This is a genomic window from Enterobacter ludwigii, from assembly GCA_023023105.1.
Lineage (GTDB): Bacteria > Pseudomonadota > Gammaproteobacteria > Enterobacterales > Enterobacteriaceae > Enterobacter > Enterobacter adelaidei.
This window is the reverse complement of record CP083824.1, coordinates 3953440-3970622: the sequence shown is the minus strand read 5'-3', so window position 1 is coordinate 3970622 and position 17183 is coordinate 3953440. Positions and strand designations below refer to the sequence as shown.

At 49.9% G+C, this 17183-nt stretch carries 11 protein-coding genes and 3 pseudogenes; 10 read left to right on the top strand and 4 right to left on the bottom strand.

Features of this window, described 5'->3' with window-relative positions; genetic code table 11:
* Positions 1 to 95 precede the first annotated feature (95 nt).
* Positions 96 to 833, top strand: a complete 738-nt coding sequence (gene plsC / locus LCD46_19175) for a 1-acylglycerol-3-phosphate O-acyltransferase (GenBank protein UOY70139.1) — start codon at positions 96 to 98, stop codon at positions 831 to 833.
* Between the two features lie 58 nt (positions 834 to 891).
* Positions 892 to 2304, top strand: a complete 1413-nt coding sequence (ftsP, locus tag LCD46_19170; protein UOY70138.1) for a cell division protein FtsP — start codon at positions 892 to 894, stop codon at positions 2302 to 2304.
* Positions 2305 to 2336: 32 nt separating this feature from the next.
* Here the strand turns inward: ftsP and LCD46_19165 are convergent, their stop codons facing one another.
* On the bottom strand, positions 2337 to 3812 hold the full coding sequence (locus LCD46_19165) for a TrkH family potassium uptake protein (GenBank protein UOY70137.1): 1476 nt from the start codon (positions 3810 to 3812) through the stop codon (positions 2337 to 2339).
* A gap of 200 nt (positions 3813 to 4012) precedes the next feature.
* On the opposite strand from LCD46_19165, the pseudogene LCD46_19160 reads away from it, so the two are divergent.
* Positions 4013 to 5188: pseudogene (locus tag LCD46_19160) on the top strand (YgiQ family radical SAM protein).
* Between the two features lie 135 nt (positions 5189 to 5323).
* Here LCD46_19160 and LCD46_19155 read toward each other — a convergent pair.
* Positions 5324 to 5959 carry a hypothetical protein gene (locus LCD46_19155; GenBank protein UOY70136.1) on the bottom strand — a complete coding sequence of 212 codons (636 nt, stop codon included), beginning with the start codon at positions 5957 to 5959 and terminating at the stop codon, positions 5324 to 5326.
* A 613-nt stretch (positions 5960 to 6572) separates the two neighbouring features.
* Here LCD46_19155 and LCD46_19150 point away from each other — a divergent pair.
* The 7 genes and pseudogenes from LCD46_19150 (at position 6573) to LCD46_19120 (ending at position 15677) form a co-directional block, all read left to right on the top strand.
* Positions 6573 to 7820 (top strand): site-specific integrase, encoded by a 1248-nt coding sequence (locus tag LCD46_19150; protein ID UOY70135.1) that lies wholly within the window; start codon positions 6573 to 6575, stop codon positions 7818 to 7820.
* Entirely contained in the window at positions 7807 to 9573 is a 1767-nt protein-coding gene (locus LCD46_19145) for a hypothetical protein (GenBank protein UOY70134.1), read from the top strand. Before LCD46_19150 ends, LCD46_19145 begins: the two co-directional genes overlap by 14 nt.
* Positions 9561 to 11678 (top strand): hypothetical protein, encoded by a 2118-nt coding sequence (locus LCD46_19140; protein UOY70133.1) that lies wholly within the window; start codon positions 9561 to 9563, stop codon positions 11676 to 11678. The genes LCD46_19145 and LCD46_19140 overlap by 13 nt, the downstream gene beginning before the upstream one ends.
* 3 nt (positions 11679 to 11681) lie before the next feature.
* Complete coding sequence (locus LCD46_19135; GenBank protein UOY70132.1) at positions 11682 to 12110, top strand: hypothetical protein; 429 nt, start codon at positions 11682 to 11684, stop codon at positions 12108 to 12110.
* Positions 12111 to 12200: 90 nt separating this feature from the next.
* Positions 12201 to 13348, top strand: a protein-coding gene (locus LCD46_19130) for an IS3 family transposase (GenBank protein ID UOY70131.1) whose coding sequence is annotated in 2 segments (ribosomal slippage) — positions 12201 to 12438 and positions 12438 to 13348 — 1149 coding nt in all. Because the reading frame shifts where the segments join, the coding sequence is not laid out codon by codon here.
* Positions 13349 to 13682: 334 nt separating this feature from the next.
* Positions 13683 to 14816, top strand: a complete 1134-nt coding sequence (locus tag LCD46_19125; protein UOY70130.1) for a glutathione-independent formaldehyde dehydrogenase — start codon at positions 13683 to 13685, stop codon at positions 14814 to 14816.
* A gap of 165 nt (positions 14817 to 14981) precedes the next feature.
* A pseudogene (locus LCD46_19120) lies at positions 14982 to 15677 on the top strand (IS1 family transposase).
* Positions 15678 to 15691: 14 nt separating this feature from the next.
* Here LCD46_19120 and lacA read toward each other — a convergent pair.
* Both lacA and lacY read right to left on the bottom strand, forming a co-directional pair.
* Positions 15692 to 15832 (bottom strand): annotated as a pseudogene (lacA, locus tag LCD46_19115) (galactoside O-acetyltransferase).
* Positions 15833 to 15897: 65 nt separating this feature from the next.
* Complete coding sequence (gene lacY, locus LCD46_19110; GenBank protein ID UOY70129.1) at positions 15898 to 17151, bottom strand: lactose permease; 1254 nt, start codon at positions 17149 to 17151, stop codon at positions 15898 to 15900.
* Positions 17152 to 17183: the final 32 nt, after the last annotated feature.

Genomic DNA, 17183 nt, shown 5'->3' with positions numbered 1-17183 from the left:
CGTGCGTTGCGATTAACAATACGCGCTCGTAATAAAGTCCTTACCTGGCCACAGGTGAAGTATAATTGTCAGCTGTTGGGGCTTCAGAGGTCGCTATGCTATACATTGTTCGTCTTATTCTTACCGTTATCTACTGCATTCTGGTCTGTATTTTCGGCTCTATTTATTGCCTGTTCAGCCCGCGTAATCCGAAGCATGTTGCCACCTTTGGTCATATGTTTGGTCGTCTTGCGCCGCTGTTTGGTCTGAAGGTTGAAAAACGTTTGCCGGAAGGCGCTGAGAATTTCGGTAATGCCATCTTTATCGCCAACCATCAGAACAACTACGATATGGTGACGGCCTCTAATATCGTTCTTCCACCAACCGTGACGGTGGGGAAAAAGAGCCTGCTGTGGATCCCGTTTTTCGGCCAGTTGTACTGGCTCACCGGTAACCTGCTGATCGACCGTAATAACCGTGCAAAAGCGCACAGCACTATTGCGGAAGTCGTGAATCATTTTAAAAAACGCAGAATATCCATCTGGATGTTCCCGGAAGGGACGCGCAGCCGTGGTCGTGGCCTGCTGCCGTTTAAAACTGGCGCGTTTCATGCCGCAATTGCGGCAGGTGTTCCAATTATTCCTGTGTGTGTTTCCAATACTTCTAATAAGATTAATCTTAATCGCCTGAATAATGGGTTGGTAATTGTCGAAATGCTGCCACCCGTCGATACCAGCAAATACGGTAAAGATCAGGTGCGTGAGCTGGCAGCACACTGCCGCGAGCTGATGGCTCAGCATATTGCGCTGCTCGACAAAGAAGTCGCAGAGAGAGAAGCCGCCGGTAAGATTTAATCCGGCGTTAAAGGGAAAACGAATTCCCGCGTTGTTAGTCGTTTCAGATGGAGCTTATATGTCACTCAGTCGGCGTCAGTTTATTCAGGCTTCAGGGATCGCCCTTTGTGCGGGTGCGATGCCGCTGACAGCCAGCGCCGCCGGGCAGCAACAGCCGCTGCCCATTCCGCCGTTAATTGAATCCCGTCGCGGACAACCGCTTTTCCTGACATTACAGCGCAGCCACTGGTCCTTTACCCAGGGGACGCGTGCGCCGGTATGGGGCATTAACGGGCGTTACCTTGGGCCGACCATACGCGTGTGGAATGGCGATGACGTTAAACTCATCTACAGTAACCGCACGTCCGAAAATGTTGCCATGACCATCAGCGGTTTACAGGTTCCTGGCCCGCTGATTGGCGGTGCGCCGAGGATGATGTCACCCAATGCTGACTGGGCGCCAGTGCTGCCCATTCGTCAGAGTGCGGCAACGCTGTGGTATCACGCCAATACCCCTAACCGCACTGCACAACAGGTGTATAACGGTCTGGCCGGGATGTGGCTGGTAGAAGATGAGGTCAGCAAATCCCTGCCGATCCCGAATCACTACGGTGTGGATGATTTCCCGATCATTATCCAGGACAAACGCCTGGATAATTTCGGTACGCCGGAATACAGCGAGCCGGGCAGCGGTGGCTTCGTCGGCGACACGCTGCTGGTCAATGGTGCGCAAAGCCCTTACGTTGAAGTCTCGCGTGGCTGGGTGCGTCTGCGTCTGCTCAACGCCTCAAACTCGCGCCGTTATCAGCTGAAAATGAGTGATGGCCGCGCGCTGCACGTGATCTCCGGTGACCAGGGCTTTTTACCTGCGCCGGTTTCCGTTAAACAACTGGCGCTGTCGCCGGGTGAACGTCGTGAAATTCTCATTGATATGACGAATGGGGATGAAGTGTCTGTCACCTGCGGTGAAGCGGCAAGTATTGTTGACCGTATTCGAGGGTTCTTTGAGCCGTCGAGCATTCTTGTTTCTACCCTGGTGCTGACCTTGCGCCCAACCGGCCTGCTGCCGTTGGTGACTGACAGTCTGCCCATGCGCCTGCTGCCGCAGGAGATCATGAGCGGTTCGCCAGTGCGCAGCCGCGATATCAGCCTGGGCGACGATCCGGGTATCAACGGTGCGCTGTGGGACGTCAACCGTATCGACATTACCGCGCAGCAGGGTAGTTGGGAGCGCTGGACCGTGCGTTCCGACATGCCGCAGTCGTTCCATATTGAAGGTGTGTCATTCCTGATCCGCAACGTGAACGGCGCGATGCCTTTCCCGGAAGACCGTGGCTGGAAAGACACCGTCTGGGTGGATGGTCAGGTCGAACTGCTTGTCTACTATGGTCAGCCTTCGTGGCCGCACTTCCCGTTCCTGTTCCACAGCCAGACGCTGGAGATGATGGACAGGGGGTCAGTGGGGCAGATGCTGGTCAACCCTGCGCCATAACCCCCCGACATTCCCGGTTCGCCGGGAATGTTTTATGCCCGCCAGAAAAAGCGCGAGAAGAGGATCAGCACCGGATAAATTTCCAGACGCCCTAAGATCATCGCTGCGCACATCAACAGCTTGGCCTCTTCTTTTAACGTCCCGAAGGTGGACGCGGTCTCGCCAAAACCCAGGCCCATGTTATTGATACAGGCAGCGACCGTTGCAAATGACGTAAACAGGTCGTAGCCCATCAGATTGAGCGCCCAGACAAAAAAGCCCGTAATCATCACGTAGAGGAAAAAGAAGCTCCATACCGAGCGCAGGACGCGTTCATTCACCACGCTTTTACCGACCTTGATACTCAGTAGCGCGCGCGGATGTGCAAGCTGATTCATTTCCTGAATACTCTGTTTGAACATGATCAGAAAACGCAGCGCTTTTATCCCGCCACAGGTCGATCCCACGCAGCCACCAAAAAAGCTGGCGCTCAACAGCAGGAAAATGGTGTGGGCAGGCCAGTGCGCATAATCGGCCGTCGAAAGGCCGTTATCGGTCATCATCGAACTGGCGAGGAAGAAAGCATGAACCAGGCTATCCGTCGCGTTGTACATCCCCGCATGCCAGACCTGCCAGGCGGTAATGACAATCACCACTGCGGCGGCACCCAGAAAGAATTTAACCTCCGGGCTGCGGCGAATCGGCTTCAGGGTGCGTCTGACAATCGCGACGTACCAGAGGGTGAAGTTGAACGCGGAGAGCAGCGAAAACGCGCCAGCGACGAGTTCAATCGCGTGGCTGTCGTAAAAACCAATGCTCTCGCTGCGGGTGGAGAATCCGCCCAATGACACGGTCGAAAGTCCGTGACAGATGGAGTCAAAAAAAGACATGCCCGCCAGCCAGTAGGCCAGGGTGCAGGCCGCGCCCAGCGCGAAGTAAGTTACCCACAGCGTGCGCGCGGTATCGGCAAGGCGGGGAGTCAGACGCTCCTCCTTGAACGGCCCCGGCATCTCTGACTGATACAGTTTCATGCCACCGATGCCCAGCAGCGGCAGGACCGCGACGGCCAACACGATGACGCCTAAGCCACCAATGAAATTCAGCTGGGCGCGGTAATATAGGTACGACTTAGGCAGGGCGCTGACGTCCCCGATTACCGTTGCACCGGTAGTGGTTATCCCGGAAACCCCTTCGAAGAGCGCGTCAGCAAAGGAAAGATGCAGACCATCGTCCATCCATAACGGCATGGCACTGATCAATGAAAACAGCAGCCAGAACAGCACAATAATCACAAACCCGTCGCGGGTGCGCAGCTGAATACCGGCATGACGGGTTGCCCTCCACGTCACTCCACCCAGGCTGAAAAAGGTTAAAAAGGTGGTTAAAAATGCAAAGTAGGTCCGCTCTTTATTCAGCAGGGCGATGACCATTGGCGGCAGCATCGAAAGGCTGTACAGCAGAACCAGAAAACCGCAGAGGTGAAGGACAACCCGCAGCTGGGAAATGTGTAACGAATCGTTGGACTTCACAGCAGAACTCCGCGCAAGAACACGTTCCGGGGGCAAAACACCGGAAGATATAGTGGATATTATGATCCAAAATTAACAGGGCGCTGTATTTTAACGACTTCCAGGAATATCTGTCTGCTTCATGCATCCTTTTCTTCAAATGTGGCGGATGAACAGCGTATAATCCGGCTCCTTTTGTCTATTTTTTCTTCGGAAGCATTATGAGCGCAATTTCCCTGATCCAGCCGGATCGTGACCTCTTCTCCTGGCCCCAGTACTGGGCGGCCTGCTTTGGACCGGCGCCGTTCCTGCCGATGTCCCGGGAAGAGATGGACCAACTGGGCTGGGACAGCTGCGACATCATTCTGGTCACGGGCGATGCCTACGTTGACCATCCGAGCTTCGGCATGGCCATTTGTGGCCGCATGCTCGAAGCACAAGGCTTCCGCGTGGGGATCATCTCTCAGCCTGACTGGAACAGCAAAGACGACTTTATGCGTCTGGGTAAACCCAACCTGTTCTTCGGTGTGACCGCCGGCAACATGGATTCGATGATCAACCGCTATACCGCTGACCGTAAGCTGCGTCATGACGATGCCTATACCCCGGATAACGTGGCGGGTAAACGTCCGGACCGCGCCACCCTGGTGTATACCCAACGCTGTAAAGAAGCCTGGAAAGATGTGCCGGTGATCCTGGGCGGCATTGAAGCAAGTCTGCGCCGCACCGCGCACTACGATTACTGGTCAGATACCGTGCGCCGCTCGGTGCTGGTGGATTCTAAAGCCGACATGCTGATCTACGGTAACGGCGAGCGTCCGCTGGTGGAAGTCGCACACCGTCTGTCGCAGGGGGAACCGGTGAGCAGTATTCGCGACGTGCGTAACACCGCGATCATGGTGAAAGAGGCGCTGCCGGGCTGGAGCGGGGTCGATTCCCGTATTATTGATATGCCGGGCAAAATCGACCCTATCCCACATCCTTACGGCGAAGATCTGCCGTGTGCCGATAACAAGCCGGTTGAGCCGAAAAAAGCGGAAGCGAAGGCGATTGTTGTACAACCGCCACGCCCGAAACCGTGGGAAAAAACGTATGTACTGCTGCCGTCCTACGAGAAGGTAAAAGCTGACAAAGTGCTCTACGCGCATGCGTCGCGTATTCTGCACCATGAAACCAACCCGGGCTGTGCCCGCGCACTGCTGCAGAAACACGGCGAGCGCTATATCTGGATCAACCCGCCAGCGATCCCGCTGTCAACTGAAGAGATGGATAGCGTCTTTGCACTGCCGTATAAGCGCGTGCCGCACCCGGCATATGGCAACGCCCGTATCCCGGCGTATGAGATGATCCGCTTCTCGATCAACATCATGCGCGGCTGCTTCGGCGGGTGCTCGTTTACTCTTGTTTTTATGTATTTAGAGTTAAACTCTACTTTTCTATTTTTAGAATTCAAGCTATTCATCGTAATTGAGAGATATCCTTTTAATGTTCAGCAAGCCTGTTAAAAGCACTTTATCTGAACCGCGTTTTGCCTAAATCCTGCTCAATATATACTCTCCCTGAGTTCTGAAATCCTCAAATTCCCCAATCTTAAAGCATTGATACATAGATGATGTCAGATAATGCGCAATCATCTCACCGCCAATATGGATCCGTTCCGGGTGTGGGTATGTCGCCTGTATAGCCCTTTGTTCATTCATCATTACAGGAATTGTCTGCAACAAATCCCCATCCAAGATTTGGCACTCAGGTTTTACTCCTGTTCCGTATTGTAATTGCTCTGATTCGAAATCATGGACTGAGCGATAGGCGAACGAAACGATATTTCCTGTTTCCTCGCAAATTGCGAACTGATAAACACTGGTTGTCACCGTTGAAGAAGAGGGAATTGCATGGTCATGCTTGTATTGTTTCCACAGCCTCCTTAGACAGGCCGATGTATGATAATTGAGATTTTGTATACCTGATACGACCATTCTGGTTGATGCTTCAAGCAACCAGGTGTTAGAAAATCCACCTGCCCCCGTTCCTGCTATGATGGTTCTTAGCTGGGGGATGTAACCTGCTTTGGAAACAAAAGATAACGGCTCCCCATTATCGGTGACGGCAAGGGTATCTGTTACAATCAGTGCTTGTGCTTCGTCTGTATAAAATATCAGTGATGACATATTTTCCTCATCCAGAAAAGACATTACATGAATCACAGAACAGGTCACTACAACCACGTGAAAGGGAGTCAGACCATTTTCCAGAGGTAAATATATTCTTGTGTTTGGACGCGTTGCGGTTCTCTGTAAAAAATATATAGCACAAACAAAAGTCCCCGCAGGGATAAATATAGTTATATGCGCTTTTTCTGCTGGCTTTTACAATTGAAAGTGACAGGTAAACGAAATGTGTTACAGGTTTCTTTTGCTTTTCGTTGGGTTCTGTATATGCGAATTTACCCTGTGTGTTATTTTTGCAATGGACTCAGGCTGTATTCAATCAATTAAGGTTTACTTCTGGCATTAAGATGTATCCGTTGCCTGTTTTTTAAGGGCACGGTTTGTGCCGGGAAATGAAAATCACATCTTAAGTTCTTCACTCAAAGGATTTGTGATGTTTATCACGTATGGTCCGGGTAACGTGTTGAGGTCAATGTATTGCATCGTGATGGTGTCGTTACATCTTTTACTTTCCTCCTGATTTGCATATTCACTCCCGGCAACCTGGTTGTTTGTTTTTTCTTCTTCCGGATTTATAGTGTAGGCATGAGGTGGCGTTTCAGGGCGACAGACTGTGAGGATAATCACTAACATTCATGCGCGTTATGGGCGTGTCAGCAAACTGGATGCAACAGAGCCGAAACTGAAATTTGAACCCGGATTTCTGTATGCTGAAATACCTTATATTAGCGGCATCCAGAATCGAAAACTGAGCCGATATGTACACTTTTATCTTATGGATAAAGCTATCCTGCAGGCCAGGGATTTAAAGCCTTTAGCCCGGGCATTTTTACGCTGGATAAGGTGGCTGGAGGATAACGGACTTGACCCTTTCACCCCGGGAACGTTGAAATACCAAAGCCCTACATATGGCTTCAGGGAGTATCTTCTGGGGGCCGTAAGGCAGGGGCGCATCGCCTCATCCACCGCGGCGGTGTACATCAGCGTTATCCGACGGTTTTACGTATTTCTGGGCAAGTGTGGTGAGCTGGCTGCCAGCTCATTTTTTACGTTGGTCGAAAAAGTCGTTGACGGGCGACGCAAGGTGATAAGTTCGGATCTTGCCATCAGGATAACCAGCACAACAAAAAGGACAATCAACCCACTGAATGATGCAGAGGTTCATATCCTGGATGAGGCACTGAAATCTGAGTCCGGGTTGTTCAGTTTAATGATTGTGCTGATGAAAAATTGTGGGCTACGGCTGGATGAAATGCTGACCCTGCCGTCGTCACTCTTTACTGAAGAGTACCTTGCCAGTGTCCCTGTATCTGAGTTGACCATCAGGGGGCTTCATATTGGTCCGAGATGCGGAGTTCATACGAAGTTTGGGATGACGCGAGAACTCTTCATCACCAGACGATTGTACGAGCAGGTTCTGGATTATCTGGCGGATGAGGAGTATGAAAAGAAGATCCAAAAATGGCGTGCACGACAGGGTGGGGAAGGGCGGCACGAGCCTTTATTTTTAATGGCAAACGGGAAACGGATGTCTGAAAAAGCCTTTTACTCCCGCTGGTACAGTTTTCGCCATCGCCTGGCCCGGTCTGCTCCGGGAAATGTGTTCAGACATAAACCCCATGATTTGCGGGCAACGTTTGCGACCCATTTTTTACGCTCGGCACTGAGTTGCTATCCCGATCAGGCCGCAAATGCGCTGGGTACAGTAAAATACTGGATGGGCCATAAAAGCGAAAATACGACGATGAAATACATCGTCTTTCTTCAGCAAAACCAGATTTCTGATGCAGTCGCCGGGGTCATGGACGCATTGATTGACGGTGCTGCAGGTCGCGATGGAGCCATATATGAGCCGGAGTGAAACGCAGATAACGTGGATGGCCGAAAATGTGCTGTCATGGGAGACGGTCAGCGGACACATCACTCAGCGGGATCTGAACCGATATTATTTACTTGACGTTTATCTTCAGGCTCATTTTTCAGATTATGTGTTGCTCCCCGGATGGTTTAGTGAACATTCGCATCTTGCCCGCCCTGAAAAACGCGATTTTATTGCCTCTCTGAAACGATTTCTTCTGTCTTACCGTCCCGCCGGAAGGTTAACCATTTTCCGTTATCTCAATATGTTTTTTATATGGCAGTCAGTCAATCAGTATGACTATGGCACGGCTGAAGGCGTTGAAATGTATATTAAACATCTCATGAACGATATTCGTCGGCGAAAAATTTCAGTCAGGATGGCAAGACACTACTTGTCCGTGGTCAACCGGTTTTTGCTTACGGGCGGGCAGATTCAGAGGCGGTATGAATATGAATTCTTACCGAAAGGAACGTATCAGCAGCAGGGAAGGGATAGCTATACCAGGAATGAACTTTCCGAGATCCTGAGGCAGTTGTCATCCATGAATGAGTTCCTTGCGGGATGTATCCGGGAGCATATCGCTAAATCGGAAAAAGGGGTGCGGCATTTCTCACCGTCTTTGCTGGCACCTGTTTATGAAGCGTATTTCCGGTATCCGGGAGAGAACGGGGTCAGCAGGGCAGAGATCATCATCAGGGACGTTCTGGAAAATTACTTTCTTACTTCTTTTTTTCTGTTCTGTTACCACACATGGGGAAACACCTCTCAGGTTCTGGGTCTGACGCGGGATGATATACATCTGGATGAAAAGGGTATCAGCACTGATTATGTTTATAAGGGGAGAGCGAATAAGTATATACGTCTGACGATAGGTAAATCGGAGTATGTGACCAAACGTGCGGGCTATTACTGGTTTCTGTCTTTTATCAGGCTCAGGGACGACATCGTTAACTATCTGGTTTCCGCAGATAACTTCCCTCCGGTACAGGCGCTGTTTCTGAGTGAGCCGCAGGTGAAATTCCGTAAGCTTTATTCTCTTAATCCCAGTCATCTGACTAAATTTTCTAACTCTGAGGGGGCGTGGGCCACGATGCGGCAGCTTAATCCCTCGCTTCCATCAATTACCGTTTCTGGCTTGCGCAAAACGTCTGAGCAGTATACGGACAGAACATTAAAGAATGGTCTGATTACGGCGGAAAAAGCACAGCATAACTGGGGCACTTACAGGCGGAATTATGCTGCAGGTAACCCACAGGGGGCGAAGGAAAACTTCAGTGCTGCACTTGATACGCTTATGAATCAGGGGATTGCGACACGTGCGTTATCCGAGCGGGTAAAAGTTGCTGATGAGCTGGGGATCGATCTGCGTGGAAGCGATGAGGGTGTGGATCTTTTATTGAATGGCCTGGGATGTCGATCGCAGGAGCCGCCTACAGATATTGAATTGCGCTTTATAAAAAAGCAAAAACGATTTGGCCGGACACCAAAGGCTTGTGCGGATTTTTCTCATTGTGTCGAATGTTCAAAAAATTGCGTTGTGGAAACGCTGGAGTCTGTATGGCTCCTGCTGTCATTCAGGCATGCTATCGAGTATGGAAAACCGTTGTACATCGGTTCGGTCAATGCTGTGGAGCGTTATGAAACGTTACTCCTGAAGATTGATTTACGGCTTGGGCTGGTAGATGAGGCGACCCTGAAAAAAGCGCGCGTTAAACTTCAGCGAGAAGGTGTGGCTCCGGTATGGCAGATTTGAAGAAAAAAGAGGTAAGCCGTAGTCGAATGGCGGAGTTTCCTGCCGGAACGCCGCTTCGTTCAGGGGATGAGTTTCCGACTGAGGATATCATCTGTGAGGCACTAGAAAACAAAAGCTTTGAACGTCTGAATAACTGCCTGGTTATCGCCAGCTCAGATGAACATGATATGCGTTTTATCAATGAGGAGACGCTGAATATTTATTTCAGGGATGATGTCTGGACCAATCGCTATGTCAGAACCCATATTGGTGAAACGTTAAGAACCGTTAATTTTTCAGGCATACGGGATCCTGAACTGCGTCTTGAAGCCAAAATCATCTCAGCCAGCCTGCTCTGGATTGTCGGCAGGACCGCGAAGACGCAGTCACTGATCCGGAAATGTGCAAACATTGTGGCGGGAGCCCGTATTATTGAGTCTATGGGGTATCGCAGTCTGTTTCAGCTTCGTTTTCCGCTTGTCCGGAATGCTTTCATTGTAAAGATGAAGGAGGAGGATGAGCACGGCAGGAAGCGTTCTGAAAGAACATTACGTAATTACTTTATGGACCTGGCGGATATCTCGCTGACAGGTCATACCCGTCTTCGAAAATACGGTTACTTTCCTGATATTAGCTTCGACAGTTACAACAGTGTGGATGATTCAAACCAGACATATTGTATGCCTTTCAGTCTTATGATGTCTGTCTGGGAAGGGCTGATTACTGAACTGGATGCTGAAATCAGTGATTTCGATTTTGACGGGTTTTCCCGGCTGTGCGCTATCATAAACGGTTTTTATGATTCGCCTTACTATACGTCGATGCTGGAAGCCCGTAAAAGAGGGACAGCAAAAAGCATACCGGATTACCGGGCCGCGTATTACTACAATATTGTTGCCGGGGAAATTCGGGCGCTTTTCGCGACACTTGGCCCCGGGATGCAGGGCTGGTTCTCGGTACATAAAAATAAGCGCTGGAGATCTGATTTTATTGGCGTTGATCACATAAAGCTGAACACCTGGCATTTTGAGCTGACGTTAAAAGTCATGAATGTGATACAGGCCATGTCGGGGATGAGACACAGCGAAGTGCTTGGCGTGATGCACGGTTCACTGATTTATGATGGTGATATCCTGGGACTTCGTTCGGTGTTGCATAAGTTCGCCCCGGAAGGTGGAAGTCACGAAGACTGGGTTGTTTGTCGCTATGTGGAAAAGCCTTTTCAGCATTTACGCAGAATTAATCAAATCATGACAGGCCTGGACGGGAAGACGCTGGACAATGTTCCATTGTCTTTAAATATCAGGTCGTGGTTCTCGGAGCAAAAACTCTCTTTTATGGGGACGCAGCGCCAGACTGAGTGGGCAAAGAAATTTGTGAAAAGACACCATCTGTTCATCCGACGTGACCATATTGATGAGTTCAGGCTTTTAAATCCAAACATACGTGATGATGAACGCGTTGCGATGGAGATTCGGGAGGGGGCTTTCTGGCCATTGCGAACCCATCAGTTTCGCCGTTCACTTGCTGTACACCTCAGGCGTCTTGATCTGATTTCTACTAATGATCTTATCCGGCAGTTTAAGCACTTAATCAGAGGCATGACGGAGTGGTATATGTCCGGTGCACTCAACGCTTCGCATTTTAGCCGGGCGATCCCTCAGGCATTCGCTGCCGAGATTGAAAGGGTTGATACCGAACTCTCAGCTTCCAGGGCTGTTTCTTATCAGCATGAAGGCCTGCTTTATGGCGAAGGCGGGAAGTTACTGATGTCCCAGAGAGGTGGGCACTTACATCAGATGACGTTTCCTACACTGAAAAAAGCGATGAGCATGGCTAAACGAGGCGGGCAAAAACTGGTATCTCTTGGAAACGGTTTTTATTGCATGAATGGCCATGACTGCGAGTTTAAGGCGGTTGTTCAGTCAGCGTCCTGCAATCCGGGATGTGAGAACATGCTGGCCGGAGCTGATTCTGTTCCCGTGTGGAAACGCAGGATGGCTCATTATGACAACCTTCTGGAGATTGCCGTGCGAAATAATGCTCCTCAGGCTGACAGGGATTTTCTGATGCTTGAGAGAGATTTTTATGCAGATGCTGTCCGCTTTTTTGAAAAGGATGAATAGAGCATGACGAACGAACAGTCGGGGGTTAAAAAAACACAGGCAAGAGCAGAGCAGGCCCTGAGGGAACTGATGTTATCAGGGGAGCGTATCAGCCAGTATGCTGTGGAAAAACGAGCGGGGCTGGCAAACGGCACCCTGAATTATAACTGTCCTGAGTACAGGCAGGTCAGGGAGGCTATCCGCAGTCTGAAAAAAACGTGCCAGGGCACCGCGCCGGTTGATGAGCAGGGCATTGAGCAGCAGATCAAGCTGAAAGAAAAGTATCGCCGTCAGAGAAATGAGCTGAGGGAAGAAATCAAAAAGATGATGGCTGAAAATGTAGAGCTGTTACATAACCTTATACTTTTACAGCAGTATGTCAGGGAGCTTGAACGCAACACCGGGAGGGAGAAAGGGGACGTCATTCCGTTCTCGGGTGGTGTCAGGGACTGAGGCTATACTGAACGGAAGGACGCGAGGTGAATCGCCACGCGTTTAACAGACACCTCAGAGTCATTTAAGATGACTTAAAGAGAGGTGCCCATGAGCGGTAAGCGTTATCCTGAAGAGTTTAAAACTGAAGCAGTCAAACAGGTTGTTGATCGCGGTTATTCTGTTGCCAGCGTTGCAACACGTCTCGATATCACCACCCACAGCCTTTATGCCTGGATAAAGAAGTACGGTCCGGATTCTTCCACTAATAAAGAACAGTCAGATGCTCAGGCCGAGATCCGCCGTCTCCAGAAAGAGCTGAAACGGGTTACCGACGAACGGGACATATTAAAAAAAGCCGCGGCGTACTTCGCAAAGCTGTCCGACTGAGGTACGCCTTTATCCGTGACAACTCCTGTTGCTGGCCTGTTCGCCTGCTCTGTCGGGTGCTGGATGTTCATCCCAGTGGTTTTTACGCCTGGCTTCAGCAGCCGCATTCACAACGCCATCAGGCAGACCTGAGACTGACAGGACAGATTAAACAGTTCTGGCTGGAATCGGGATGCGTCTATGGTTATCGCAAAATCCATCTGGATCTGCGTGACAGCGGGCAACAGTGCGGAGTAAACAGAGTCTGGAGACTGATGAAACGTGTCGGAATAAAGGCTCAGGTCGGATACCGAAGCCCGCGGGCACGTAAAGGCGAGGCCAGTATCGTGTCACCCAACAGGCTCCAGCGACAGTTCAATCCGGATGCTCCTGATGAGCGTTGGGTAACGGACATAACCTACATCAGGACCCACGAAGGCTGGCTGTATCTTGCCGTTGTTGTTGATCTGTTCTCACGCAAAATTATCGGCTGGTCCATGCAATCCCGGATGACAAAGGACATTGTCCTGAACGCACTGCTGATGGCTGTATGGCGGCGTAATCCCGAAAAACAGGTGCTGGTTCATTCGGATCAGGGCAGTCAGTACACAAGCCATGAGTGGCAGTCGTTCCTGAAATCACACGGCCTGGAGGGTAGCATGAGCCGTCGCGGTAACTGCCATGATAATGCGGTTGCAGAAAGTTTTTTCCAGTTGTTGAAACGTGAACGGATAAAGAAAAAGATCTACGGAACGCGGGAAGAAGCCCGCAGTGATATTTTTGATTACATCGAAATGTTTTATAACAGTAAGCGTCGGCATGGTTCTAGCGAACAGATGTCACCGACAGAATATGAAAACCAGTATTATCAACGGCTCGGAAGTGTCTAGATTATCCGTGGCGATTCACTAGGGTTACCTAATTCACCTATGTCTACTTCTGGCACAATGCAGAAATGAGATAGATTTACTTTATCCGCTTCTCGCTCAAAGCTGTCCGTAATCCCCTGCCTGCTTAAAAAAACCGGATTAACGTGTGATGTTTTTACGTTTTCCAGGCAGCCTTCATCGGTAAGTACCTGTCTTACAGACTTCAATGCACTTAGTTAAGAAACATCCTAATCGTCCTTTCGCCGATCGCGAGATCTGTTATGGCAGCTAAACTCGATTGATACCCCAATCCGCCGGGCAGCATTTCCTTTCCGCACGCAAGAAGGAGAAGATCATGAAAGCAGTAATTTACAACGGTCCTTATGATGTAAAAGTAAAAGACGTACCGGATGCGAAAATTGTCCGCCCCACGGATGTACTCGTCCGCATCACCACCACCAACATTTGTGGGTCGGACTTGCACATGTATGAGGGCCGGACCAGCTTTGAACAGGGACGGATTCTGGGTCACGAAAACCTGGGTGAAGTGGTCGAAATTGGCTCAGGCGTTGAACGTATTAAGGTGGGCGACTATGTTTGTCTGCCGTTTAACGTGGGATGTGGTTTTTGCGAAAACTGTGAAAAAGGTCTGACCGGCTTTTGTCTCACTACCAATCCGGGTTCGGCAGGCGCAGCTTATGGTTTTGCTGAAATGGGTCCCTGGGAGGGGGGGCAGGCGGAACTGCTTCGGGTGCCATTTGCCGACTTTAACTGCCTTGTTCTTCCCCCTGATGCGGCAGAAAAAGAAGATGATTATGTGATGCTCTCTGACATTTTTCCTACCGGCTGGCATGCAACAGAACTTGCCGGATTGAAGCCTGGTGAAAGCGTGGCCATTTATGGCGCGGGGCCGGTCGGTTTGATGGCAGCTCATTCGGCGATCATTAAAGGTGCTTCACAGGTGTTTGTGGTTGATACGCACACAGACCGGTTGGCTCTGGCTGAAAAAATGGGGGCGACGGGCATCAATGCTACTGGCGATGAAGCTGTACAAAAAATTCTCGACCTGACGGATGGACGCGGTACGGATTGTGGCTGCGAATGTGTTGGCTATCAGTGCTGTAACAAACATGGCCATGAAGATAACTCTGTCACCATGAACAGTCTTGTTGCGTCGACGAAAGCAACCGGGGGAATTGGTGTGGTTGGCGTCTTTATTCCTCAGGATCCGGGGGCTGAATCGGAGCTTGCCAGAGAGGGTAAGATGCCATTTGATTTTGGGAGTTTCTGGTTTAAAGGACAGGCAATCCGTACCGGCCAGGCGAACGTTAAGGCCTATAACCGTCAGCTGTCTCGCCTCATCCATCACGATAAAGCCAGTCCGGGCAAAATAATTTCTCATCGTCTTTCGCTTGAAGAGGCTCCTGCCGGATATAAGCACTTCGATGAGCGGGATGAAGGATGGACGAAGGTTATCCTTAAGCCTTAAATAGAGTTATCCGGTATGAGAAAGCAAAAACCGGGAAAGAATGTATGACTTTTGACAGGGTGCAATAAAATATCCTGTCAGGGCGTTATTATTCATACTTTCAGCTGCCAGGTGATGCTGCCAACTTACTGATTTAGTGTATGATGGTGTTTTTGAGGTGCTCCAGTGGCTTCTGTTTCTATCAGCTGTCCCTCCTGTTCAGCTACTGACGGGGTGGTGCGTAACGGCAAAAGCACCGCCGGACATCAGCGCTATCTCTGCTCTCACTGCCGTAAAACATGGCAACTGCAGTTCACTTACACCGCTTCTCAACCCGGTACGCACCAGAAAATCATTGATATGGCCATGAATGGCGTTGGATGCCGGGCAACCGCCCGCATTATGGGCGTTGGCCTCAACACGATTTTACGTCACTTAAAAAACTCAGGCCGCAGTCGGTAACCTCGCGCATACAGCCGGGCAGTGACGTCATCGTCTGCGCGGAAATGGACGAACAGTGGGGATACGTCGGGGCTAAATCGCGCCAGCGCTGGCTGTTTTACGCGTATGACAGGCTCCGGAAGACGGTTTGCGCACGTATTCGGTGAACGCACTATGGCGACGCTGGGGCGTCTTATGAGCCTGCTGTCACCCTTTGACGTGGTGATATGGATGACGGATGGCTGGCCGCTGTATGAATCCCGCCTGAAGGGAAAGCTGCACGTAATCAGCAAGCGATATACGCAGCGAATTGAGCGGCATAACCTGAATCTGAGGCAGCACCTGGCACGGCTGGGACGGAAGTCGCTGTCGCTCACAAAATCGGTGGAGCTGCATGACAAAGTCATCGGGCATTATCTGAACATAAAACACTATCAATAAGTTGGAGTCATTACCCTTTTTTCAACTTCTGATGGATGCGAGTGATTGAACTCATACATTAATGTTTTCCCACGAAGTCTTTTTTCAGGTAAGCCTTCGCACATATCGGTAAATAGCTTGCCTGCTTTTATTTTTTCTGTCATCGACATGTTCATTTTTAACATTCCGTCCTGATAAGTTGGTCGGATAAGGCGCTCGCGCCGTATCCGACATTAATTTCTTAAGCGACTTCATTCACCTGGCGACGCAGCAGAGAAAGTGGGCCGGGGCCGCTAAGCGTGAACACGGAAATTAAGGTGAAGCCCAGCGCCACCAGACCCAGCACCAGGTAAGCGCCCTGGAAACCGATGCTTTCATACATATTGCCCGCCAGAATAGACATAAAAATCATCGCCAGTTGCTTAAAGAAGCAGAAACAGACCAGATAAATCGTCGCTGAAAAACGCACTTCAAACTGGCTGGTAATATATTTAAAGCAGCCCACCAGCAGGAACGGTACTTCAAACATATGCAGCGTTTTCAGAATAACCACTTCCAGTGCTGAGGTAGCGAACGATGAGCCAATAATACGTACTGACATAATAGTGCCAGCCAGCAGCAGGGCGTTTTTCCCACCGATGCGATTAATGATCAGTGGCGCAAAAAACATAATCGAGGCGTTAAGTAATTCGCCCATTGTCGTTACGTAGCCAAATACCCGCGTACCCTGTTCACCGGTAGCAAAGAACGAAGTAAAGAAATTAGCAAACTGTTGGTCAAAAACATCGTAGGTGCAGGAAACGCCAATAACATACAGTGACAAAAACCACAGTTTTGGCTGTCTGAACAGTTCCAGCGCCAGCTTAAGGCTAAATGCCGAATGGTTGGCACCTACCGCATTGGCAACCGTGGCAGAAGAGGGCGCATCCGTTTTGGCGAAAAAGAGTAAAACGGCGAGGATGAATGCACAGCCAGAACCCAGCCAGAAAACAAACTGATTATTGATGGTGAACATGATGCCGACAATCGAGGCACACAGCGCCCAGCCAACACAGCCAAACATCCGCGCGCGACCATATTCGAAATTACTGCGACGGCTGACTTTCTCGATAAATGCCTCTACTGCTGGCGCACCGGCGTTAAAACAAAAGCCTAGATAAATACCACCAACAATCGATCCTACTAAAATGTTGTATTGTAACAGTGGCCCGAAGATAAAAATAAAGAACGGCGCAAACATCACTAACATGCCGGTAATAATCCACAGCAGGTATTTGCGCAGCCCGAGTTTGTCAGAAAGCAGACCAAACAGCGGTTGGAATAATAGCGAGAACAGAGAAATAGCGGCAAAAATAATACCCGTATCACTTTTGCTGATATGGTTGATGTCATGTAGCCAAATCGGGAAAAACGGGAAGTAGGCTCCCATGATAAAAAAGTAAAAGAAAAAGAATAAACCGAACATCCAAAAGTTTGTGTTTTTTAAATAGTACATAATGGATTTCCTTACGCGAAATACGGGCAGAC